Raw genomic sequence first — 22842 nt, 5'->3', positions numbered from 1 at the left:
CCACTTTATTCTGTTTATATTATGAGAATATCTTGCTCGTGATCAAGAAAGAATACAAAGGATGTGAGGAATAGATGGAGAAAAAGGAAGTTGCGGTGCGTGTCGTAGCAGTGATATTGGTAATCCTTGCAGGCGCGCTTTTGTGGAGCTGGAATAAAGATGATAAGGAAAAGCAGGAACAGCTTGTAAAGAAACAGGAGAGGATAGCTAAATATGACTTGGAGATCCAGAAAATCACTGATGAGACTGCAAAAAGGGAAAGTGAAATAAATGTGGAAATGGACGGATACTGTATTTTAGCTTTTTCTGCCGCTGATGGGGAGCTTATGACAAAAATTTTCCCTGCCATGCAAAGGCTTGGACTTAAGGGAACAGTGGTACTGAACAATGGGGCCCTGCCGGGTACAAAGGCGGGAAAGATCTCAAAAGCAAATTACAAAAAACTTCTGGATGCCGGATGGGACACTGCTGTGGGAGGCAGTACAGGAAAAGACGCCAAGAAAGCGGCCAGTACCCTGCGCTCCTTTCAGGAACAGTTGAAAAAAGAAGGGTATCCTGGAGCCGTATCTTACCTGTTTGAAGGACAGGAATACAAACAGGCAAAGGCGGAGATTTATCCGGTGGTCCATGAACTTGGATTTCAAATCTGTGGGGCAAAAGCTGCCAATGAGAGTATACTGGCAAGCTCTGAGAACGAGGAAGAACAGAATGTGATGGAATGTCAGAATCTTTCTCTAAGAAGTCAAATGACTTTGGTACAGGATGTCATCGGACAGGCAATTTCACAGAAAAAGCCGCTGATCCTTTCTGATTATACAGGTGCTGTCACATGGGATGTATCAAAAGAGAAAAGTATGGAAAATCTTGTGAGGCTTTTGGAGTATGTACACCAAAAGCAGACGGAAGGAAAGATTGGAGCTGGGAATTTCAGCGGATACCTTGCCGTAAAAGAGCAAGCAAGAAAAGCCACGGAACAAAACCGTCAGGCATTTGAACAGTATAAACAGGAACAGACAAAGAAAATAGAAGAATTGCAGAAAAAGAAGGAGGAAGAGTAAATGAGAATTCGGGAAGGATTTATCCTGCGGCGTGTAGCGGATGTTCCGGTAATTGTAGCTGTTGGCAAAGCAAGAGAAACTTTTAAAGGTATGATGAATCTGAACAGTACCGGAGAATGTATCTGGAAGTGTCTGGAAAAAGGGATGTCAAAAGACGAGATTTTATATACCATGCTGGAAAGGTATGAGGTCAAAGAAGAAAAAGCAAGGGCGGATTTGGATACATTTCTTGGCCGTCTTAAAGAAGTTGGAGCGATTGATGAGCTGGAAAAATAATAAGAACAATCAGGGACCGGTTAAATGGTTATGGAAATATGAGAAAAAACAGATCGGATATGTGATGGGGCTTGCCGTGCTGGGAATGATGCTGTCGGCAAGCTTTATTATACTTGCACTTGTCTCCAGCCGGTTAATAGACGTTGTAACTGGGGCGAAAGAGGGAAGTGTCGAGATACTGATAGGTGCTGTTTTTGTATTGATCATCCTGCAGGGTGTGCTTAATATTCTATACAGTAATGTAAGAGTGAGGGTAAGCAGCAGGCTGGAGATGAAAATGAGGAGAAGGCTGTTTGCGTCATTATTACAGAAGGATTATCAGGACATGAAAAAGATTCATTCCGGTGAACTGCTCAACCGTATGACAAGCGATGTTGACATTGTAGTCAATGGCATTACACTTTTGATTCCACAGGCTCTTTCACTGATGACGAAACTGTTGGCAGGGCTTGGTGTATTGCTTGTCATGGACTGGAGGTTTACGTGTTTGGTCATGGCCCTTGGCGGGGTGGTAGCTGCTGGCAGCAGAATATTCAGTTCCCGTTTCCGTCATCTTCACCGCCAGGTGCAGGAGACAAACGGGAGAGTGCGTTCTTTTGTACAGGAGTGCCTGGAAAATGTGATCGTTATCAAGTCTTTTGCCAATGAAACAGCCATCAATCAAAAACTGGACAATCTTCACCGGGAAAACTATAAGATACGCCTGAAGAGAAATGCAGTATCCAACTTTACCAATACATGTGTATACATCGTATTTACAGTGGGATACTATGCAGCACTGGCGTGGGGAGCATTTGGCATCGTGAGCGGACGTTTTACCTTTGGAACGCTGACAGCGTTTTTGCAGATCATCAGCCAGATACGTTCCCCGATGCGAAACATATCCGGACTGATTCCGCAGTACTATTCCATGCTTGGATCAGCGGAGCGCTTAATGGAGATTGAGAAACTTAAAACTGAGAAGGTCGGTGAACGGATCGGGGATATGAAAACATTTCAGGAGGAATTCCTCGGAATCAAAGGCGAGCATATCACATTTCGGTATGACGAGGATGAGACTGTGCTGGAGGATGTCTCCTTTTTTATTCCAAAAGGAACGGTTACCGCGATCATGGGCGAGTCCGGAGCAGGAAAAAGCTCGTTGATGAAATTGATGCTCAGCATTCAGAACCCGGAAAATGGAGAACTCTTTTTGGAATGTAAAAATTCTCGTATCCGCGTCAATCCAGGTGTGAGAAATGCTTTTTCTTATGTTCCCCAGGGCAACCTTGTGCTGTCTGGAACTATACGGGAAAATTTGGTGTTTGGAAGAGAGCATGTCAGCAAAGAAGAAATCGAGCAGGCGGCAAAGGCGGCGTGTATATGGGAAGAAATACAAAAACTGCCTGACGGACTGGACACGGTTTTGCTGGAGAGAGGGATTGGGCTGTCTGAAGGTCAGATTCAGCGCATCACCATTGCCAGAGCTCTGATCGCAGACGCGCCTATTCTTTTGCTGGACGAGTGTACCTCTGCCCTGGATCAGGATACAGAAAAACTGGTGATACAGAACCTGAAAAACCTGAAAAACAAAACAATTCTCTGCATCTCCCACAGAAGTGCTATATTAGAATACTGCGATCAAGTACTGGGGATTGAGAAAAAGAAAGTGAAAGAAGATATATAATTGTTAAAAAAACCGAGAAGGGGAGAATGCGATAGCGAGTATAAACTGAATTAATCGTTAATTTAACACAAAAAGTATATAATTTTCCGCCCAAGTGTGATATAATACATATGTTGCTGGGCAAGTATTCCTATAAGGAGGGAGAAAATTGGAGAAAAAAGAGAGATATGAGGCACCTGAAGTAAAGGTGTGGAAATTTGAGGAAATCAATATGGCTTCCGACTCTACAGGGTTTGGCGGCATTGATGACGGCGGAGCGGATGAATTTGAATAAGGGATCGCTGTACGATCAAGGAAAGGAGAAACGAAAAAGATGAAAATATGGAAAAAAGTACTTGCATTTGTCTGTGTAGTGGCATTGTGTTTGACGGCAGTACAGACGCCTGCTAAGAAAAGTGTAGCAGCACCGGCAGATGTGGAGAAGATTGTAATTCCGATTTTGGATGGGGTAACATATTATGATGATGTAAAAAGGCCAATGGGAGCTGGTGGAAAAGGAGAATATAATATTTCTAAAGAAAATGATTCGTATGTTCTTACAGGAAAAGGTGATTCTTTTGGTGATTTTGTTGACTTTTATGTTAAAGCGGAAGAACAGCCAATATTTTCTATAGAAGGGAATGAAGAGGCGGTATATGTGGAAGAGGATGGTTCCTATTGGTGGATAATGGTAGATCTTACCGATTTAGATGGAACCATAAATATGTCCGCACAAAAAGGAATTGAGAAATATACTGTTACATGGCCAAATAATAGTGATGAATATATCATTGGCGGTGGTGCGACAGCAGGTGAAATAAGAGAAGTAAATGCCAATGAACAGGTGTCTTTTACAGTAAGTCTTAAGGATAAATTCAAGAATTCCTTAGTAGTAAAACAAAATGGTGAATCGCTTAATATTAACGAGATTAAAAATGAAGAGAGTACAGATGATACTATATATGAAGTAACGACAAAACCTATCACAAGAGATACCCAATTAACAATCGAAGTAAAACCGCAGACATATACAATTACTGTTCCGGAGTCGACAAATGCATATACTTTTAGTCTGGTTGGCTCATCTACAGTGTCCTATGGAGAAAATATACAGTTTTATGTTGTGCCACAAAATGGATATGAGGAACCTGTGGTAAAGGTCAATGGTCAACAGGTGAATGGAGCGAATGGTTTTTATTCTTATGGACCTGTGACTGGAGATGTGAAGATAACAGTGACTGCAGGTGAAACGATTCATTATCAGGTAAACTTTATAGACAGCGACAACGGAGAATATACATTTGAAGATATTCAAAGCATTGCCTTCAAAACAACTCAGGAAGTAGGATATAATGGTTCTGTCTCCTTTAAAGTAAAGCCTGCAGAGGGATATGTTATAAAGGATGTAACTGCCAACAACAAATTGTTGGTTAGTGGAGTAGGTGGTGTATATACAATTGGAAATATTGTGGAAGACCAGATTGTACGTGTTGAAGTAACAAAGGAACAATATAACATCACATACGAAGAGCCAGGGGAAAAACATTATAGTTTGCAGGCAGGCCCAAAAGCAGTAGAGTATGGAGAAAACTATACCTTTTATGTAAATCCGGAAGAAGGATATAACAATCCTACAGTAACGGTTTCAAATGGAACATGTGAGGCGGTCGGGGAAAACGGTATGTATATCCTTTCAGGGATTACAGCAAATACAACGATTCGTATTGAGAATGGCTCTTTAAAAACACAGCAGATTATTTTGAATTCTGGAGAGGGATTCCGCTATGTATCTGAAGAGGGAGAAGAATTAGAGAATACGACGATACCTTGGGGAAGTGATTTTACCTTTAAAATTGAACTTGACAAAAATTATAATGAATCAAAACCAATTGTGGAAGTAAATTCTGTTGTTATCTCTCCGGAAAATGGTGTTTATAAAATTTCAAGTGTTGATAAAGATCAGGTTGTATCAGTTGCAAATGTGGAAAGAAATATTTACAATGTCACACTGAAACAGGGAACAGGGTTTGAATTGAGTACTACAGAGAGTACGGAAGTACATGCCGGTGACACATTTACATTCAGTCTGAAACCAGAGCTGGGATATGACATAAGTAATGCAAAAGTAGAGGCAGTAGGAAAGAGCGGTACTACATATGTGGAAAAAGATGACAACGGGTATTATAATGTGACCGTGAATGAGGATCTCACTATTGTGGTAACGGGAATCAAGGATCAGACATTTAGCGTAACAGTTTTAAATGATGAAACAGACCATGCAACAGTGAAGAATGTATCAGAAACAGCGGATGGTATCAAATACGATGGCAGCTATCAGTTTACTGTAGAAGCAGATGAGTTTTACCAGATTGATCAGGTGGCTATAAATGGCGAAGAAGTTTCAGCAGTAAATGGTGTCTACACAAAAAATAACGTCACAGATAATCTGCAAATAGAGGTTATTACTTCTGAAAAACCAATAGTCGTACACTATGTGGATGATAAATATGATAACTCGGAAGATGTAGTTTATACAATCAGTGATATTGGAACATCAAGTGCGAAAGTTAAGGATGTTCAAAATAATAGCCAGGTTTATGCATTTGATAAATGGGTCGATGCAGAGGGTATCCCGGTAACTGAAATTACGGAGGATATGCTCAGAAATGAGACAACCCTGAAAGCAACTTGGACACCAGTTTTTGATAAACTGATGAGTATTGTTACAAAAGGTAACGAAGTTGTAAACGAGGATGAAGAATATGTAGTGACTTATGAGACCCTTTTCTCATTTGTTGAAGAGATTTCAGAAGAGTATGAGTCTGCAGTTCGTATAACCGGATATGGAACTTTGTATGCTCCGACAAAAGAGAATATTGATACAACAGATAAAGAGATACAGAAGGCAATCATGGAGCGTGATAGAACTGAGAATCCGGGCTTGACAATCGTCAATAATGTGGCAGGAAAACAGTTGAGTAATTACTATAGAAACAGAACTCTTGCTCCATCAGAGATCAATGGTCAATCAATTGGATTGAGTAAATATTCTAATAATCCACTTGACCGATGGGGAGCTGGATGGATTGAGCTGACAGTAGGTGAATATAGTGTTCTTGTGTTTAGTGAACCAGAGCATGTTACTTATGATGAACAAGTGACACAGAAAATGGATTTAGCTGCTGTGGATGTTAATGTGTACTAGAGAGAAATGTTTTTAATAGTTATTAAATAACAGGTCTTGGCAAAGAGTAAGAAAAATGAAAATCGACCCCTAAAAGTTAGACTGAAGATTTAACTTTTAGGGGTCGATTTTTATAGTCAAATATAGATATCAAAATAACAAAGTAATACAAAAAATATACCATTATTTTGGCAGTATGATATAATATATACACAACAGGGAAAGTATAATTGTGGAGAAATATAGGAAACCGTAGAAAGGCAGTATAGAATCCCGGATAGCTGCATACGCATGAGTTGTTTTAGTAAAAGGTTAATAGAAACTTGTTAAATGGAGTATCCTATTTGAAAAAGAAACTGTAGAAACCAGGAGAGAAGACAAATGGAGAAAAACGAGAATATAGATAATAAAAGAAGAAAAAAACTGCCTTTGGCGGTGAAAATATTGATCGCTGTTTTTGCAGTGTGCATAGTTGTCATTGGATGTGCCTCCACTGCATTGCTTTTGACACTAAACCGTGTCAATAAAGTTGGCGAGGAAGACAGGATCGCAAGGGAGGAGGAGAGCTTTGAGAAAGATACAAACCTTCCAGACGATGTGCCAAGGGTGGATGAAAAAGATATTATCTGGAAAGATGCAGATAAGACTGTCATGCAGGATAAAGATGTTGTGAACATTATGCTGATCGGTCAGGATAAAAGAGAAGGGCAGGGACGGCAGCGCTCGGATTCCATGATATTGGCAACATTCAATAAAAAAGAAAAAAAAGTGATGCTCACTTCTTTTATGAGAGATTTGTATGTTCAGATTCCGGGGTACAGCGACAACCGTATCAATGCTGCCTATGCATTTGGAGGCATGAGTCTTCTGGACAGTACGATCGAGAAAAATTTCGGGATTCATGTGGATGGGAATGTAGAGGTAGATTTTCAGGGATTTGAAGATGCCATCGATATTTTGGGGGGCGTGGCTGTAGAGCTGAATCAGGCTGAGGCAGACCATTTAAATCAGTCTTCCGGGAATTGGAAGAATGAAAATTCAGAGAATCTAGGAGCTGGAATTTACAATTTGACTGGAGAGCAGGCGCTTGCGTATGCAAGAATCCGTTATGTAGGAAACTCCGATTATGAAAGGACAGACCGGCAAAGGCAGATACTGCTTGCATTGTTTGAAAAAATGAAACAGACAAGCCCTGCGAAGACAGTGGAAACGATCAATCAGCTTTTGCCGCATATTACCACGGATCTGTCAAATGGCCAGATTCTCGGTTATGCATGGGAAGTGGTGAATATGCATGTTCAAACAGCAGAGAGTTACCGAATCCCTGTAGACGGAGCTTATCAGTCCGCAGTTGTCAGAGAAATGATGGTACTGATACCAGATTTGGAGAAGAACCAGGAATATTTGAGGAAGGTTCTCTATAATAAATAAAAGTGAAGGGGCGGTACAGATGAAATTAAAAGATGGTCTTGTGTTACGGGAAGTGGCCGGGCAGTATGTGGTTGTGCCGACAGGAAAGAGGGTACAGGAAGTGACATCCATTGTCTACATTTCTTCTTCAGCCGCATATCTTTGGGAATATATGCAGGAAAATGAATTTGAAGAAGAGGATTTAGTGGAGCGGATACTGGAGCATTACAGTGGTGTGACCAAGGAGGTAGCGTCCCTGGATATTAAAAAATTTATTCAGACATTACAGCGAAATAATATTTTAGATGATGGAGTAGCCCGTGGAAAGACATTTGTAAAATTACCTGTTAAAAGGGGATGATATGAATGGCATATGAGTATGAACCAGCCTGCAGGAGAATGGAATGGCTGGATCCGTTTTATAAAGCAGTGTGGGAGGAGGCTTTTGCAAAAGCAATTCCCATTTCCGGTACCTTTGAATTGACACCCAGATGTAATTTTCAGTGCCGGATGTGTTATGTACATTTAAAAGAAGAAGAGATTGCAAAGCAAGGGAAGGAACTTACGGCGAAAGAGTGGATTCAGATTGCCAAGGAGGCAAAAGAGGCAGGGACCACTTGGCTTTGTATTACCGGAGGGGAGCCTTTTCTTCATCCGGAATTTGAAGAAATCTATAAAGCCGTGTCAAGGATGGGATTTTTTATTACATTGCAGACAAATGCTTCCATGATAGAACAGTATAGAACATTGCTGGAAGAATATCCGCCGCGGAGTGTAAAGATTACACTTTATGGCTCAAACAATGAGATTTATGAGGCGGTTTGCAAGGTGAAGAATGGATTTTCCAGAGTGGACAGAGGAATACAAATTTTAAAAGAGATGAAGATTCCGGTACAACTTGTGAGTACCATTGTCCGGCAAAATGCAGATGATATCAAAAGGATGGCATTTTATGCATATGTCAATCAGCTACCTTGGCTGGCAAATGGAGGAATTCGGCTGTCGGTGCGTGGGGGTGATAATAAAGAGATTTCAGATTCACGGATTGTACTGGAAACAGACAAAGAGAGAATTCGTTATCTGTTGGAACATGATGTGGTGAGTCCAGAGGGAAAGCCCTGTACATATTGTAAAGATTACCGCCTTGGTTACTGGATCACCTGGGATGGAAAGATGAGATTTTGCAGCTTTATGAATGAACCAAATATTTCAGTTAGGGAAAAAGGCTTTCCCCATGCCTGGCAAAGTTTGGTGCAGTATGAAGAGCAATTGGAGTGGCCGGAAGAATGTAAAAGTTGTAATGTTCAGAAGGCTTGTGTGAAATGTGCGGCGACACTGACATCAGAGTGCGGAAGTCCGCATCATGTTAGAGAAGAATTTTGCAATAGAATCAAACAGTATTATGATGAAGAAAAAGGAGAGTGGAGATTATGATGGATACCGTTTATGTGCCGGTTGAGGCTAACAGTGTGACTGCTAGAGCGGTGATACCTTCCGATGCGGATACAACAAGTGGATATTATTTGACATATGAGGTTTCTGCTGGAGAAGGTGGTGGGTTTACAGGGATAAGTTGGTGTTTAGATGAACCTGGAAATCCATTTCAAGGATATGCAGGAATAACAAATGAGCAAGATATAGTAAATCACTATAACAGACATGGAAACTTAAATGATATTTTTGCTACATGGATAACTAGAGCCGGGGAGCTTGGAGTGACAGATTTCTGTTATAAATTAATGCATAGTGAATATTATACCAAAGGATGCATATCCATGCCTGGTTAGTGGAGAAATAGATGTTTTATAAAATTGTGGATATTAAGTTTGAGGCTGAAACTAAATTGTTATATATAAATAATATGTTTTTGGTAGACGGAGCATGCCCTCAGAATGTTTTTGGAATTCAAGAATCACCTGCTATATTAACCGATAATCAACAGATTATTCATTTTGAAATTCCGGAAAACATGAAACATTTAATTCTTTACAATCAAAGTTATCTGCTGGCTGACAAGGACTGGAAACAAATCACTATCTACAAAAAATCGGAGGAAGAGGCGAAAATCCTCTTGCTTCAGGCTTTCTACACCCACGCTGTTCAGCGTCATATCATCCAGCTCCACAGCTCTCTTATTGATTTCCAAGGAAAAGGCATCCTTTTCCTTGGCCCATCCGGCATTGGAAAGACAACCCAGGCGGAGTTGTGGAGCAAATACCGCGGAGCAAAGATCATCAATGGAGACATTGTTTTTGTGCAGGAAAAAGAAACAGAATTCTTGGGATGGGGCTCCCCTTGGCATGGTTCTTCGCCGTATTGTGAAAATGCAAATGTTCCGGTAAAAGCGCTGATTGTACTTAAGCAGGCAAAAGGAAATTCTATACGGAAACTGGAGGGATTCGAAAAAGTAAAAGAAGTCTCCGGCAATGTGTTTTATCCACAGTGGCTGGAAAATGGAATCGAATTGTGCCTGAAAACTTTGGATCACCTGCTTAGCGGGACGGATGTGTACGAGCTTTCCTGTCTGCCGGATGAAGACGCTGTCAATTTGTTAGAACAGGTGGTTTTTTGCAACGATGCTAAAAAAGATTAAACACATCAGACAAAGAATCCGTGAAGGAAGATTAAAAGAACTTATCATCCAATTAAAATGGCTTGGAATTTATGTGCGCAGATACTGGATACTGATTACATTTTATACAGTACTGATGTCATCGGGTTCTGTTTTGGGGCTCGGGACCACTATGGTTTCTAAAGAGCTGATAGATGCTGTCACAGGATACAATTCACGCAAAATTGCATCAGTGGCAGTTGCTTATGTTGGCATAGGAGTAGGACAGATTTTTATCAACATTATAAGGATGAGGATATCCTTAAAAATACGACTTAAAATTTCAAATGAAATCCGGGCTGATATCTTTGAACAAGTTTTATGGACAGACTGGGAGGCTGTCTCGGAGTTTCGGACAGGTGATTTATTGTACCGGATAAACGGTGATGCAGCAATGTTGGCAAATCATGTTTTGACATTTATTCCGAATGTGGTTTCTGTGCTCATCAGTTTTGTCGGGGCATTTGTTATTATGTTGCAAAACGATCCCGTTATGGCCATGATCGCTCTTGCAGGAGCCCCTGTTTCACTTATCAGCTCCAGATTTACAACGACAAAGCTTAGAGAGTATACGAAAAAGACACAGGATTTTTCGAGCAATAAAATGGTCTTTGATCAGGAGACGTTTCAAAATATTCAGCTTGTCAAAGCTTTTGGACTTGTGCCCAACTTTATCCAGCGGTTTCACCATATCCAGGAGGAATCTGAAGAAATTTCTCTGGAGCAGAATAAATTCCAGTCTCTGACAATGATGGTGACCTCCTTTGTGGGTCAGCTTGTCGGGTATGCATGTTATGGATTCGCTGTATACCGATTATGGCAGGGAGACATCAGCTACGGAACAATGACCATGTATCTTGGCATGTCAGGTTCTCTGCGGGGTTCTTTTTCATCTGTGATCGGACTTGTGCCGACATTGATCCGCGCCTGTATCAATGTGGAGAGGATTATTGAGGTAACGAATCTGCCGCGTGAAAATGTAGAAGATAATGAGCCGGCCATGAAGATCAAAACGAAGGCAAGGGAAATTGGAGTGGAAATCCGGATGGAGAATGTCGGATTTTGGTACGAAGAAGGAGTGACAGTATACAGAAATGTGAATATCACTGCAAGGCCGGGGGAGATTGTAGGGATCATCGGTCCGTCCGGCGGTGGAAAGACAACTACGTTGAACCTTCTTCTTGGGTTGTTTCATCCAAAGGAGGGTGAAATTTACATAGGAAATCCAGAAGGAGAGAAATTACAGGTATCTTCCGCAACACGCTGTCTGTTCGGCTATATTCCGCAGGGAAATACGATGTTTTCGGGAACAATTTTAGAAAATATGCGGATGGTCAGGGAAGATGCGGAGGTGGAGGAAGTCATCCAGGCATTAAAGGCAGCCTGTGCGTGGGAGTTTGTGAAAAAACTGGAAGAAGGGTTGGAGACACAGGTGAAAGAGCTTGGCAGACGTTTCTCAGAAGGACAGAAACAAAGACTTTCCATTGCACGCGCCCTTTTAGCGGATGCCCCGGTGCTTTTGCTTGACGAGGCCACAAGTGCACTTGACGTGGCTACAGAAAGCCAGGTGCTGAAAAATATTATGAAAAAAGAACCAAGACGGACAGTGATCGTGGCTGCTCACCGACCGAGTGTATTTAGTATGTGCAGCCGGGTATATAAAATCCAGAAAGGTGAAGTGCACGAAGTGGATGAAAGCGGCATCCGGGAATTTTTGGAGATGGAAAAAGAATAGGAAAAACATGTATATTTGTTTTGAGCAGATGTACATGTTTTTTTTTGTGTTCCAAATGGAGACAAAAGACAAAAAGATGTTCAGTATTTCGGCTGAAAAGGCGGGGATATCCGTTAAAAACAGCAAAGAAAACAGTATATTCTAGAAGTTCCCCAGCAGACGCCGGGGATATTCTTATAGGTTTTCCTGTTCCAATTCCTCTTCCATCATGCGGTCATACTTGCCGGCTGTGCGGAAGATAGCGTACATACAAAAGTAGAACAGTCCCAGGATAAGAAATACATAAACCAAAGTATCACATCCTTTCCTTTGGGTTATCCTTAGTATTGGCAGCAGAAAGAAAACTATACTTGTCCGAAAGATTTCCATTGCATCCGAGCAACAATTGACGTACTATATTAAAGGAATGAAAAAACATATCGGAGGCATGGCAGGATGGTTAGAAAGAAAAAAGGAAATGAGCTTTTAAATCGAATAAAAGAGCATTATCCTACCTTGAGCAAAGGACAAAAAAGGCTTGCGGACTATATCGGTGCGAATTATGATAAAGCGGTATTTTTGACTGCTGCAAAATTGGGAAAGGCAGTTGGTGTGAGTGAGTCAACGGTTGTCCGGTTTGCCATGCAGCTTGGATTCAAAGGATATCCTGGATTTCAGAAGGCTTTGGAGGAGCTCGTCAGAAATAAATTAAACTCAATCCAGCGCATGGAAGTGACGTATGGCCGTATCAGCCAGTCGGAAATTTTGGAGACTGTCCTGCAGTCTGATATTGAAAAAATAAAGCTTACATTGCAAGGAATTGATCAAAAGGCGTTTGAGGAGGCAGTGGATACGATTCTCCATGCGAGGAAGATCTACATCATTGGAATCCGCAGCTGTGCTCCTCTGGCAAATTTTCTTGGATTTTATCTGAATTTGATTTTTGACAATGTGATTCAAATTCACACTAACAGTTCCAGTGAAATTTTTGAGCAGATGATCCGTGTCGGTGAAAAAGATGTTGTCATAGGGATCAGTTTCCCAAGATATTCCATGCGCACCTTAAAGGCGCTGGAGTTTGGCAGCAGCAGGAAGGCAAAGGTGATCACACTGACGGACAGCATACATTCACCGATCACGTTGTATTCTTCCTGCAATTTGATTGCAAGAAGTGATATGGCGTCCATTGTGGACTCACTGGTTGCGCCGCTAAGTGTGGTGAATGCGCTTGTTGTGGCCTTGTGTATGAAAAGACAGACGGAAGTAATTGAGACATTGGAGACATTGGAGGATATTTGGGACGAATATCAGGTATATTCCAATGACGAACTCAATCAGGTCAATGAAAAGATGGAATTTACGTTTGATGAGGATAAAGAGAAGGATGAGTAAAGTAGCGATTATCGGCGGCGGTGCCGCAGGAATGTTTGCGGCTGTGTTTGCGGCAAGAAGGGGACATGAGGTATCTGTCTATGAAAAAAATGAAAAATTGGGAAAGAAGTTGTTCATCACAGGGAAAGGGCGCTGCAATATCACCAATGCCTGTGAAATAGACGAGCTGTTTGCATCTGTACTTACCAATGCAAAATTTTTGTACAGCAGTTTTTATGGCTACACGAATGAAGATGTGATCCGGTTTTTTGAGGATCTTGGTGTAAAGACAAAAGTGGAGAGGGGGAACCGGGTGTTTCCGGTTTCCGATCATTCTTCGGATGTGATAAAGGCCTTGGAGAAGGAGATGAAACGGCTTGGAGTTGTAGTGCATTTGCATTGCTCTGTGAAAACCATTAAAGTGGAGGATGGAAAATTTGCGGGGCTTGTTCTTATGGATGGAAAATCGGTACAGGCAGATGCCTGTATTGTTGCCACAGGAGGATTTTCCTATCAGACGACAGGTTCGACCGGAGATGGATATGAGTTTGCCAAGGAGATGGGCCATACAGTGGAAACACCTGTCCCTGCACTTGTGCCCATGGAAGTAAAAGAAGAGTTTGTCAAAGAACTGCAGGGGCTGTCTCTTAGAAATGTGCGGGCACAGATCAAGGATGGGAAAAAGGTGCTCTGCGAGGATTTTGGCGAGATGTTGTTTACGCATTATGGGGTGAGCGGTCCCCTCATGCTTAGCGCCAGCAGCATTATCGGGAAAAAATTAAAAGAGAAAGAGCTTACCCTTTTGATCGATTTAAAACCTGCACTGTCTGAGGAGATGTTGGATGCCAGAGTCCTTCGAGAATTTGAGGAGAATAAAAACAGACAGTTTAAAAATGCGGTGACAAAACTGTTTCCGGCGAAACTTACTCCTGTCATGGTAGAGAGAAGTGGAATTTTGGCGGGGAAAAAAGTAAACGAAATTTCAAAAGAAGAGAGAAAACAGTTCGTGTATTTCATAAAGCATTTTTCTATGACATTGACGAATCTTCGGGGATTTAATGAGGCAATCATCACAAGAGGCGGAGTAAAAGTAAAAGAGATCGATCCAGGGACAATGGAGTCAAAACTTGTAAATGGGGTGTATTTTGCGGGGGAAGTGCTGGATCTGGATGCACTGACAGGTGGATTTAATCTTCAGATTGCATGGTCCACTGCGTATGCAGCGGCTATGGGCATTCAATAACAGAAAAAATTAAGGAGACGAGAACAATGGGATACAATATTGCGATTGACGGACCGGCAGGTGCTGGAAAAAGCACGATCGCCAGGCTTGTGGCAAAGGAGAAAGGGTTTATCTATGTGGACACAGGTGCCATGTATCGTGCGCTTGCAGTCTATTTTCTGGACAGAGGCATAGCGCCGGAGGATACGTGCAAGATTGCGGAGGTGTGTAAAAGCGCACACGTTTCTATTCAATATGAAAATGATGTGCAGCAAGTGTATTTGAACGGTGTGAATGTGACAGGAAGGATCCGAGAGGAAGAAGTTGGGAATATGGCATCCAAAAGCTCCTCCATCCCTGAAGTCAGAGCCCAGCTATTTAAGCTGCAAAGAGACCTTGCAAAAGAGTGCGATGTGGTCATGGACGGAAGGGATATCGGAACAAATATTCTGCCGGATGCCAATGTAAAAATCTATCTGACGGCAAGTGTGGAGACAAGGGCAAAGAGAAGGTATCTGGAGCTGGAAGAAAAGGGAGAGACCTGCAATCTTGAGGAGATAAAAAAGGATATCGAGGACCGGGATTACCGGGACATGAACCGAAAGATCGCCCCGCTGAAAAAGGCGGAAGATGCGGTTGTTGTGGATTCATCAGACATGACCATTGAGCAGGTTGTAGAAAAAATCATAAGTCTGTGTAAATAGAAAGAGGAGAATGATGGAAGTAATCAAGGCGAAGACAGCGGGATTTTGTTTCGGTGTGAAACGGGCAGTGGACACAGTTTACGAGCAAGTAGAAAAAAATAAAGGCATTCCCATATATACGTACGGGCCGATCATTCATAACGACGAGGTTGTGAAAGATCTGCAGGCAAAAGGAGTGCGTGTCATCCAAAACAAAGAAGAGCTTTCAAGGATTGGTGAAGGAGTGGTCATCATCCGCTCCCACGGCGTTTCCAAGAGTGTGTGCAGACAAATAGAAGAGCAGGGGCTTGTGTGCGTGGACGCAACGTGTCCGTTTGTAAAGAAAATCCACAATATTGTAAAAAAGGAAAGCCGTGAAGGAAAACACATTGTCATTATCGGCAACAGCAGTCATCCGGAGGTGCAGGGCATCAAAGGATGGGCAGAAAACAAGGTGACAGTGGTGGAATCCTATGAAGATGCAAGAAATTTTTCGGCTCCTTGCGGGCAACAACTGTGTGTGGTTGCCCAGACGACATTTAATTACAATAAATTCAAAGAATTGGTTGAAATTATCAATGAAAAGGGGTATGATATAAGTGTTTTAAATACAATCTGCAGTGCCACAAAAGAGCGCCAGACTGAGGCAAAAAAAATTGCCGAGCATGCTGACGCTATGATTGTGATAGGGGACAAAAACAGTTCCAATACGCAGAAACTATTTGAAATATGTAAAAAAGCATGTAACAATACGTACTATATACAGACACTTGGCGATTTGAATATGAATCAATTAAGGTCCGTGGAAACAGTAGGTATTACAGCAGGGGCATCCACGCCCAATAATATAATTGAGGAGGTTCAAAATAATGTCAGAATTAAGTTTTGAACAAATGTTAGACGAGTCTTTTAAAACAATACATAACGGAGAAGTTGTGGACGGCACAGTTATCGATGTGAAACCGGATGAGATCATCCTCAACATTGGTTACAAGGCTGACGGTATCATTACTCGCAACGAGTACACAAACGATGCCAATGTGGATTTGACGACAGTCGTAAAAACTGGCGACACAATGACAGTAAAAGTTTTAAAAGTAAACGATGGCGAAGGCCAGGTGCTGTTGACTTATAAGAGACTTGCAGCTGAAAAAGGAAATGAAAGACTCCGTGAGGCATTTGAAAACAAAGAGGTGCTCAAAGCACCGGTAACACAGATCCTTGGAGGAGGATTGAGTGTTGTTGTAGACGAGGCGCGTGTATTTATCCCGGCGAGCCTTGTATCTGACACTTATGAAAAAGATTTAAGCAAATATCAGGGAAAAGAAATTGAATTTGTGATCAGCGAGTTCAATCCAAGAAGAAACCGTGTGATCGGCGACAGACGTCAGCTTATCGCAGCAGAGAAAGCAAAATTGCAGAAAGAATTATTTGAGAAACTGCATGTAGGCGATACGGTAGAAGGCGTTGTGAAGAATGTGACTGATTTCGGTGCATTTGTTGATCTTGGCGGAGTTGATGGACTCCTTCATATCTCAGAGATGTCCTGGGGCAGAGTGGAAAATCCAAAGAAAGCATTCCAGGTAGGAGAAAAGATCAAAGTTCTTGTAAAAGATATCAACGATACCAAGATTGCATTGTCCTTAAAATTCCCGGAGACAAATCCTTGGGTAAACGCATCTGAGAAATATGCAGTTGGAACAATCGTAAAAGGTGTTGTTGCAAGAATGACTGACTTTGGAGCGTTTGTTGAGCTGGCACCTGGTGTGGATGCACTTCTTCATGTATCCCAGATTTCCAGAGCCCATGTGGAAAAACCTTCAGATGTACTTTCCGTAGGTCAGGAGATTGATGCAAAAATCGTTGACCTGAACGAAGAAGAAAAGAAGATCAGTCTGAGCATGAAAGCTTTGGAGACAGACAGCCAGGAGAAAGCAGAAGAGCCGGAGCAGGCAGCCGAAGAATAAAAAGTAAATAAACCAGCAGACAGGACAACGTGAAGTATCCTGTTGCTATAAAGTGAAGATAGAGACTATGGTGTATAGTCTCTATCTTTGCGTGTGGGCGAATGTGAAAAAAATATCTATATTTGATATTTTATAGACAAAGTAAAGAAAGGAAGGAAATGACGAAATGGGACTTTTAACATTTAAAGGCGGCATTCATCCTGATGACGGGAAAAAGCTTGCAAGAGAGAAAGCCATTGTTCCGGCAGTCCCGTCCGGTGAACTTGCGTATGCGCTTTCCCAGCATATCGGAGCCCCTGCAAACCCTGTCGTAAAAGTTGGAGAGCGTGTTTTAAAAGGACAGAAACTTGCAGAGGCAGGAGGGTTTGTATCCGCTCCGATTTATGCGTCCGTGTCCGGAACTGTGAAAAAGATCGAGACACGCTTTGGTCCATCCGGTTCCAAAGTGGGATGCATTATTGTGGAAAATGACGGGGAGTACGAGGAAACAGAATATGCTCCTGTGAAACCTTTGGAGAAAATGGAGAAAGATGAGATTTTAAATCTGATCGGCGATGCAGGCGTTGTTGGAATGGGGGGAGCAGGATTCCCGACCAAAGTAAAACTTTCGCCAAAGGAGCCGGAGAAGATTGAGTATGTCATTGCAAACTGTGCGGAGTGTGAGCCGTACATTACTGCGGATTACAGAAGAATGATCGAGGAACCGGAAAAATTAGTGGGCGGTATGCGCGTGGTTCTCCGACTTTTTGACAATGCAAAAGGGATTTTCGGAGTGGAGGACAACAAGCCGGAGGCAATCGCAAAACTTACGGAACTTGTTCGGCATGAAGAACGGATGGAAGTAAAAGTATTGAAAACAAAATATCCACAGGGGGCAGAGCGCCAGCTGATTTTTGCTCTTACCGGCCGGGCTATCAACTCATCTATGCTCCCGGCAGATGCAGGGTGTGTGGTTGACAATGTAGAGACGCTGATCAGTATCAATAGAGCTGTTGTGGAAGGCAAGCCTTTGATGGAGCGCGTTATCACAGTCACAGGGGATGCGGTGAGTGAGCCTGGAAATTTCTTGGCGCCGATCGGCATGAACCAAAGAGAACTTGTGGAGATGGCGGGTGGCTTTAAGACAGAGCCGCAGAAGGTGATTTCCGGTGGGCCGATGATGGGATTTGCCATGTTTACGTTGGATGTTCCTGTGACAAAGACATCCTCTGCAATTCTTTGTATGACAAAGGATGAGGTTGCCGCCATGGAGCCAAGTGCCTGCATCAACTGCGGACGGTGTGTGGAGGTGTGTCCAAGCAGGCTCATTCCGTCCAGACTTGCAGACTATGCCGAAAGAAACGATGAACAATCATTTACAAAATGGGAAGGACTTGAATGTATGGAGTGCGGCTCCTGCAGCTTTGTCTGTCCGGCAAAGAGACAGTTAAAACAGGCAATCGGCTCCATGAGAAAGAGTGCCCTGGCAAACAGGAGAAAAAAATAAAAAGGACGTAAGAAAGGTAAGGTGTAAAACTGTGAGTGAAAAATTTCATATATCCTCTTCACCTCATATCCGTTCCAAAGTGACGACAGAGCACATTATGTTGATGGTGACGATCGCATTGCTGCCGGCAGCTTTCTTTGGAATTTATAATTTTGGAATGTCAGCACTTGTAGTGCTGGCGGTGACGACCGCATCTGCGGTACTGGCAGAGTTTCTCTGGCAGAAACTGATGCACAAAAAGGTGACGATCAAGGATTTCAGCGCTGTTGTGACAGGACTTTTGCTTGGATTGAACATGCCGCCGACCGCACCTTGGTGGATGTGTGTGCTTGGAAGTGTATTTGCTATTATTATTGTAAAGCAACTATTTGGCGGACTTGGTCAGAACTTTATGAATCCGGCTTTGGCAGCAAGATGTTTTCTTTTGATCTCCTTTACTGGGAAAATGACAACGTTTGTGTACAATGGCCAAAGTGGAGCAACCCCTTTGGCGCAGTTAAAAGCCGGCCAAAGTGTAGACACTTTTGACATGCTCATAGGTACGATTCCTGGAACTATTGGAGAGACAAGCGTGATTGCGATTTTGATCGGTGCAATCTTCCTTCTTTTCCTTGGAATCATCGATCTGCGCATTCCGGGCAGCTATCTTGTCACATTTGTTGTGTTTATTGCGCTCTTTGGAGGACATGGTCTGGATTCAAATTACATACTTGCACATCTTTGCGGAGGAGGTTTGATGCTTGGAGCATTTTTCATGGCGACAGACTATGTGACCTCTCCGATCACAAAGCGTGGGCAGATCGTATATGGTATCTGTCTTGGAATCCTGACAGGTGTGTTCCGTCTATTTGGCGGTTCTGCGGAAGGAGTTTCCTATGCGATCATTTTAGGAAATATTTTAGTCCCTCTTATTGAAAAGGTGACTCTTCCGAAACCTTTTGGAAAAGGAGGAGAGAGATAAATGGGAAATAAAATCATAAAAAATGCAGCAATCCTCACCGGGATCACACTGATCGCAGGTCTGCTGCTCGGAGCTGTGCAGGGGATCACGGAGAAACCGATTGCAAATGCCCAGGAAAAAGCAAAACAGGAAGCCTATAAGCAGGTATTTTCCAGTGCAGATTCTTTTGAAGACTATGAAGGATTTGATGAAAAAGAGGCGGCGGAAACAGTGAAGAATATCGAGGGTACAATCATCAATGAAGCAGTCGTAGCCAAGGAAAGCGGAAAGGAAACAGGCTATGTCATCACGGCAACCGACAAAAACGGATATGGCGGCGATATTCAGGTGTCCGTTGGTATCAAAAACGACGGCACAGTGAACGGAATTGCCATTCTTAAGATCAATGAGACCGCAGGACTTGGAATGAAAGCGCAGGAGCCGGAATTTTACAATCAGTTCCGGGACAAAAAAGTAGAAAATTTTGAAGTGACAAAAAGCGGTGCCTCCACAGACAACCAGATAGATGCTCTTTCAGGAGCGACCATCACTTCAAACGCTGTGACAGGTGCTGTGAATGCAGCGCTTACCTACTATCAGACAATTGGAGGTGGCGGAAATGAATAAATGTACAGAGAGACTGTTCAACGGCATTATAAAAGAAAATCCAACATTTGTGCTCATGCTCGGAATGTGTCCGACTCTTGCGGTCACTACCTCTGCAGTGAATGGTGTAGGAATGGGGCTGTCCACGACAGTTGTCCTTGTGCTTTCAAATATGCTGATTTCTATGTTGAGAAAAATCATTCCGGATTCTGTGCGAATGCCGGCATTTATCGTTGTTGTTGCGTCTTTTGTGACTATGGTGCAGTTTTTGCTTGAGGGGTTTGTGCCAAGTCTTTATGATGCGCTCGGCCTTTACATTCCTTTGATCGTGGTAAACTGTATCATTCTTGGGCGGGCAGAGAGCTATGCGTCCAAAAATCCGGTGCTGCCGTCTGTTTTTGACGGAATTGGTATGGGACTTGGATTTACCATAGGGCTTACCTGTATCGGGATTGTGAGAGAGCTGATCGGAGCAGGAACAATTTTTGGCGCACAGATCATGCCGGAAGCATATGAGCCGATCACTATCTTCATTTTGGCTCCGGGTGCATTTCTCGTACTTTCCTGGCTGGTTGCTCTTCAAAACAAAATAAAGGCAAAAGCTGCGAAACGTGGAGAGAAAAAGGCTAAGAGCGTATGCTCCGAAGAAGGATGCGCGTCCTGTTCGGGCTGCAAAACTCAGATTTTCCCGACAGGGCAGGAAGAAAAATAGAAGGAGGCGTGAAGAATGAAAGAATTATTGATTATTGCGATTGGTTCTGCTCTTGTAAACAATGTAGTGTTGAGCCAATTCCTCGGAATCTGTCCATTCCTTGGCGTGTCAAAGAAAGTGGAGACAGCTGCCGGTATGGGAGGCGCTGTTGTGTTCGTCATCACGATCTCTTCTTTTGTGACAGGACTCATTTATAAATTTATTTTGGCGAATCCGGCCATTCTTGGCGGAAAGCTGGTGTACCTGCAGACAATCGTTTTCATCCTTGTGATTGCCTGTCTTGTACAGTTTGTGGAGATGTTTCTCAAGAAAAAGATCCCGGGCCTGTACCGCTCCCTTGGCGTATACCTTCCGTTGATCACAACGAACTGCGCAGTGCTTGGCGTAGCGCTTACGAACGTACAGAAGGAGTACAGTGTGCTCGCCGGTGTGGTCAATGGATTTGCGACAGCAGCCGGATTTTTGATTGCCATTGTGATTATGGCAGGAATCAGGGAAAAGATTGAACACAATGATGTCACGGAATCTTTCCGTGGAACGCCGATCGTGCTTGTGACAGCGTGTCTGATGTCCATTGCATTTTTCGGATTTTCAGGTGTGATTTAGGAGGAAGAATATATGAGTATAACAGCAATTCTGATAGCAGCGCTCGTTGTGGGCGGCACAGGACTTTTTATAGGCATCTTCCTCGGGGTGGCCGGTAAAAAACTGGCAGTGGAAGTGGACCCAAGGGAAGAGGCGATCAACGATGTGCTTCCGGGAAACAACTGCGGCGGATGCGGATATGCAGGATGTTCCGGGCTTGCGTCTGCAATTGTAAAAGGCGAAGCACCGGTAAATGGCTGCCCTGTGGGCGGGGCGCCTGTTGCGGCAAAAGTAGGAGAGATCATGGGCCAGTCCGCAGACGATGCAGTGAAAATGGTCGCTTTTGTAAAATGTGCGGGAACATGCGAAAAGACCACAAAGACATACGAGTATTTTGGGATCGAAGATTGTACAATGGCGTCCATGATGCAGAATGCAGGGCCAAAATCCTGTAGCTTTGGCTGTCTTGGTTTTGGCAGCTGTGTGAAGGCTTGTCCGTTCGATGCGATCCACATTGTGGATGGGATTGCTCTTGTGGATAAAGAGGCATGTAAGGCTTGCGGAAAATGTGTGGCTGCCTGTCCGAAAAAACTGATCGAGCTTGTCCCATATGACCAGAAACATCTTGTACAGTGCAGTTCCAATGAAAAGGGAAAAGACGTGATATCTGCATGTAAAGTGGGATGCATCGGATGTAAGATGTGCGAAAAAGTGTGTGAATTTGATGCCGTGAAGGTGCTGGACAACATTGCACATATTGATCCGGATAAATGTACGAACTGCGGAAAATGCGCAGAAAAATGTCCAAGAAAGATCATTCAGTAGGAAATCAAAAAGGAGATGGCGGGGATGGGACGTAAAATCAAGGACGCATGTAAAGAAGCCGGCTGGCTTTTCTGGCGGGATGTCAGAAGATTAAAAGCTCCTTTGATCGTCCTTACACTGTATTTCATTTTTATGAAAAAGGTGTTCCATATGATGTGTCCCATGGTTCTTCTGACTGGGTTTCCGTGCCCCGGATGCGGGCTTACAAGGGCAGGAGTTGCTTTGCTGCAAGGAGATTTTCGCACTGCATGGGAGCAGAATCTGATGATCTATCCCATTGTGCTTTTTGTCATTGTTTACATTGTGTTCCGGTATTTTTTGAAGAGAGATACAAAGAAACTTAGCTGGTTACTTCTCGTGATCTTAGCATTCATGATCGTATACTATATTTACCGGATGTGCCGTTACTTTCCAGGAGAGCCTCCGATGAGCTATTATCACGATGCACTGATCACGTTTATGAAAAAACAGTGAACGAGCTGGAAGTGATTGCGGCAGCGTGGCAAAAATGGTAAAATATTTATCAAGATCGGCAGTTAGGAGGAAT

23 protein-coding genes are annotated in these 22842 nt (G+C 43.0%); all 23 read left to right on the top strand.

Annotated elements, in window-relative coordinates:
• The first annotated feature begins 74 nt into the window (after positions 1 to 74).
• The 23 genes from B5F18_RS02295 (at position 75) to B5F18_RS02190 (ending at position 22769) form a co-directional block, all read left to right on the top strand.
• Complete coding sequence (locus tag B5F18_RS02295) at positions 75 to 1058, top strand: hypothetical protein (RefSeq protein ID WP_087156037.1); 984 nt, start codon at positions 75 to 77, stop codon at positions 1056 to 1058.
• Complete coding sequence (locus B5F18_RS02290; RefSeq protein WP_087156036.1) at positions 1059 to 1334, top strand: PqqD family protein; 276 nt, start codon at positions 1059 to 1061, stop codon at positions 1332 to 1334.
• Positions 1318 to 3000 carry an ABC transporter ATP-binding protein gene (locus tag B5F18_RS02285; protein WP_087156035.1) on the top strand — a complete coding sequence of 561 codons (1683 nt, stop codon included), beginning with the start codon at positions 1318 to 1320 and terminating at the stop codon, positions 2998 to 3000. Before B5F18_RS02290 ends, B5F18_RS02285 begins: the two co-directional genes overlap by 17 nt.
• Positions 3001 to 3148: 148 nt before the next feature.
• Positions 3149 to 3274: a hypothetical protein gene (locus tag B5F18_RS12815; RefSeq protein ID WP_275532799.1), complete on the top strand. Its 126-nt coding sequence runs from the start codon at positions 3149 to 3151 to the stop codon at positions 3272 to 3274.
• Positions 3275 to 3415: 141 nt separating this feature from the next.
• Positions 3416 to 6184 (top strand): hypothetical protein, encoded by a 2769-nt coding sequence (locus B5F18_RS02280; RefSeq protein ID WP_143468347.1) that lies wholly within the window; start codon positions 3416 to 3418, stop codon positions 6182 to 6184.
• 360 nt (positions 6185 to 6544) lie between these two features.
• Positions 6545 to 7594 (top strand): LCP family protein, encoded by a 1050-nt coding sequence (locus tag B5F18_RS02275; protein ID WP_087156033.1) that lies wholly within the window; start codon positions 6545 to 6547, stop codon positions 7592 to 7594.
• Between the two features lie 19 nt (positions 7595 to 7613).
• Complete coding sequence (locus tag B5F18_RS02270) at positions 7614 to 7934, top strand: PqqD family protein (protein WP_087156032.1); 321 nt, start codon at positions 7614 to 7616, stop codon at positions 7932 to 7934.
• Between the two features lie 5 nt (positions 7935 to 7939).
• Positions 7940 to 9007, top strand: coding sequence for a radical SAM protein (locus B5F18_RS02265; RefSeq protein WP_087156031.1), 1068 nt, complete (start codon positions 7940 to 7942; stop codon positions 9005 to 9007).
• Positions 9004 to 9360, top strand: a complete 357-nt coding sequence (locus B5F18_RS02260; RefSeq protein WP_087156030.1) for a hypothetical protein — start codon at positions 9004 to 9006, stop codon at positions 9358 to 9360. The genes B5F18_RS02265 and B5F18_RS02260 overlap by 4 nt, the downstream gene beginning before the upstream one ends.
• Before the next feature lie 182 nt (positions 9361 to 9542).
• Complete coding sequence (locus tag B5F18_RS02255) at positions 9543 to 10166, top strand: hypothetical protein (RefSeq protein ID WP_143468346.1); 624 nt, start codon at positions 9543 to 9545, stop codon at positions 10164 to 10166.
• Positions 10150 to 11919 (top strand): ABC transporter ATP-binding protein, encoded by a 1770-nt coding sequence (locus tag B5F18_RS02250; RefSeq protein ID WP_087156028.1) that lies wholly within the window; start codon positions 10150 to 10152, stop codon positions 11917 to 11919. Before B5F18_RS02255 ends, B5F18_RS02250 begins: the two co-directional genes overlap by 17 nt.
• Positions 11920 to 12354: 435 nt before the next feature.
• Positions 12355 to 13290 (top strand): MurR/RpiR family transcriptional regulator, encoded by a 936-nt coding sequence (locus tag B5F18_RS02245; RefSeq protein ID WP_087156027.1) that lies wholly within the window; start codon positions 12355 to 12357, stop codon positions 13288 to 13290.
• Positions 13283 to 14512 carry an NAD(P)/FAD-dependent oxidoreductase gene (locus B5F18_RS02240; protein WP_087156026.1) on the top strand — a complete coding sequence of 410 codons (1230 nt, stop codon included), beginning with the start codon at positions 13283 to 13285 and terminating at the stop codon, positions 14510 to 14512. The genes B5F18_RS02245 and B5F18_RS02240 overlap by 8 nt, the downstream gene beginning before the upstream one ends.
• A gap of 26 nt (positions 14513 to 14538) precedes the next feature.
• A complete protein-coding gene (gene cmk / locus B5F18_RS02235) occupies positions 14539 to 15195 on the top strand; it encodes a (d)CMP kinase (RefSeq protein WP_087156025.1) in 657 nt (218 codons plus the stop codon).
• A 13-nt stretch (positions 15196 to 15208) separates the two neighbouring features.
• Positions 15209 to 16063, top strand: a complete 855-nt coding sequence (gene ispH, locus B5F18_RS02230) for a 4-hydroxy-3-methylbut-2-enyl diphosphate reductase (protein ID WP_087156024.1) — start codon at positions 15209 to 15211, stop codon at positions 16061 to 16063.
• Positions 16044 to 17141, top strand: coding sequence for a 30S ribosomal protein S1 (gene rpsA / locus B5F18_RS02225; RefSeq protein ID WP_087156023.1), 1098 nt, complete (start codon positions 16044 to 16046; stop codon positions 17139 to 17141). Before ispH ends, rpsA begins: the two co-directional genes overlap by 20 nt.
• 166 nt (positions 17142 to 17307) lie before the next feature.
• Positions 17308 to 18627 carry an electron transport complex subunit RsxC gene (gene rsxC, locus B5F18_RS02220; RefSeq protein ID WP_087156022.1) on the top strand — a complete coding sequence of 440 codons (1320 nt, stop codon included), beginning with the start codon at positions 17308 to 17310 and terminating at the stop codon, positions 18625 to 18627.
• Between the two features lie 31 nt (positions 18628 to 18658).
• Positions 18659 to 19588 (top strand): RnfABCDGE type electron transport complex subunit D, encoded by a 930-nt coding sequence (locus B5F18_RS02215; protein ID WP_087156089.1) that lies wholly within the window; start codon positions 18659 to 18661, stop codon positions 19586 to 19588.
• A complete protein-coding gene (locus B5F18_RS02210; protein ID WP_087156021.1) occupies positions 19589 to 20194 on the top strand; it encodes an RnfABCDGE type electron transport complex subunit G in 606 nt (201 codons plus the stop codon).
• Positions 20187 to 20885: an electron transport complex subunit RsxE gene (gene rsxE, locus B5F18_RS02205; RefSeq protein ID WP_087156020.1), complete on the top strand. Its 699-nt coding sequence runs from the start codon at positions 20187 to 20189 to the stop codon at positions 20883 to 20885. The genes B5F18_RS02210 and rsxE overlap by 8 nt, the downstream gene beginning before the upstream one ends.
• A gap of 15 nt (positions 20886 to 20900) precedes the next feature.
• Entirely contained in the window at positions 20901 to 21491 is a 591-nt protein-coding gene (locus B5F18_RS02200; RefSeq protein ID WP_087156019.1) for an electron transport complex protein RnfA, read from the top strand.
• 12 nt (positions 21492 to 21503) lie between these two features.
• On the top strand, positions 21504 to 22295 hold the full coding sequence (gene rnfB, locus B5F18_RS02195) for an RnfABCDGE type electron transport complex subunit B (protein ID WP_087156018.1): 792 nt from the start codon (positions 21504 to 21506) through the stop codon (positions 22293 to 22295).
• A gap of 24 nt (positions 22296 to 22319) precedes the next feature.
• Positions 22320 to 22769, top strand: a complete 450-nt coding sequence (locus B5F18_RS02190; RefSeq protein WP_087156017.1) for a DUF2752 domain-containing protein — start codon at positions 22320 to 22322, stop codon at positions 22767 to 22769.
• Positions 22770 to 22842: the final 73 nt, after the last annotated feature.

It is taken from the genome of Lachnoclostridium sp. An181 (genome assembly GCF_002160325.1).
Classification (GTDB): Bacteria; Bacillota; Clostridia; order Lachnospirales; family Lachnospiraceae; genus An181.
The sequence above is the reverse complement of the archived record's forward strand: the minus strand, read 5'-3'. Positions and strand labels throughout refer to the sequence as shown.

Coding starts and splice junctions, on each gene's coding strand:
- B5F18_RS02260 (WP_087156030.1), top strand. CDS start 9,004: ATGATGGATACCGTTTATGTGCCGGTTGAGGCTAACAGTGTGACTGCT.
- B5F18_RS02265 (WP_087156031.1), top strand. CDS start 7,940: ATGGCATATGAGTATGAACCAGCCTGCAGGAGAATGGAATGGCTGGAT.
- B5F18_RS02285 (WP_087156035.1), top strand. CDS start 1,318: ATGAGCTGGAAAAATAATAAGAACAATCAGGGACCGGTTAAATGGTTA.
- rsxC (WP_087156022.1), top strand. CDS start 17,308: ATGGGACTTTTAACATTTAAAGGCGGCATTCATCCTGATGACGGGAAA.
- B5F18_RS02245 (WP_087156027.1), top strand. CDS start 12,355: ATGGTTAGAAAGAAAAAAGGAAATGAGCTTTTAAATCGAATAAAAGAG.
- B5F18_RS02255 (WP_143468346.1), top strand. CDS start 9,543: ATGAAACATTTAATTCTTTACAATCAAAGTTATCTGCTGGCTGACAAG.
- B5F18_RS02290 (WP_087156036.1), top strand. CDS start 1,059: ATGAGAATTCGGGAAGGATTTATCCTGCGGCGTGTAGCGGATGTTCCG.
- B5F18_RS02295 (WP_087156037.1), top strand. CDS start 75: ATGGAGAAAAAGGAAGTTGCGGTGCGTGTCGTAGCAGTGATATTGGTA.
- B5F18_RS02250 (WP_087156028.1), top strand. CDS start 10,150: ATGCTAAAAAAGATTAAACACATCAGACAAAGAATCCGTGAAGGAAGA.
- rpsA (WP_087156023.1), top strand. CDS start 16,044: ATGTCAGAATTAAGTTTTGAACAAATGTTAGACGAGTCTTTTAAAACA.
- B5F18_RS02240 (WP_087156026.1), top strand. CDS start 13,283: ATGAGTAAAGTAGCGATTATCGGCGGCGGTGCCGCAGGAATGTTTGCG.
- rnfB (WP_087156018.1), top strand. CDS start 21,504: ATGAGTATAACAGCAATTCTGATAGCAGCGCTCGTTGTGGGCGGCACA.
- B5F18_RS02200 (WP_087156019.1), top strand. CDS start 20,901: ATGAAAGAATTATTGATTATTGCGATTGGTTCTGCTCTTGTAAACAAT.
- B5F18_RS02270 (WP_087156032.1), top strand. CDS start 7,614: ATGAAATTAAAAGATGGTCTTGTGTTACGGGAAGTGGCCGGGCAGTAT.
- B5F18_RS02275 (WP_087156033.1), top strand. CDS start 6,545: ATGGAGAAAAACGAGAATATAGATAATAAAAGAAGAAAAAAACTGCCT.
- B5F18_RS02190 (WP_087156017.1), top strand. CDS start 22,320: ATGGGACGTAAAATCAAGGACGCATGTAAAGAAGCCGGCTGGCTTTTC.
- B5F18_RS02210 (WP_087156021.1), top strand. CDS start 19,589: ATGGGAAATAAAATCATAAAAAATGCAGCAATCCTCACCGGGATCACA.
- rsxE (WP_087156020.1), top strand. CDS start 20,187: ATGAATAAATGTACAGAGAGACTGTTCAACGGCATTATAAAAGAAAAT.
- ispH (WP_087156024.1), top strand. CDS start 15,209: ATGGAAGTAATCAAGGCGAAGACAGCGGGATTTTGTTTCGGTGTGAAA.
- cmk (WP_087156025.1), top strand. CDS start 14,539: ATGGGATACAATATTGCGATTGACGGACCGGCAGGTGCTGGAAAAAGC.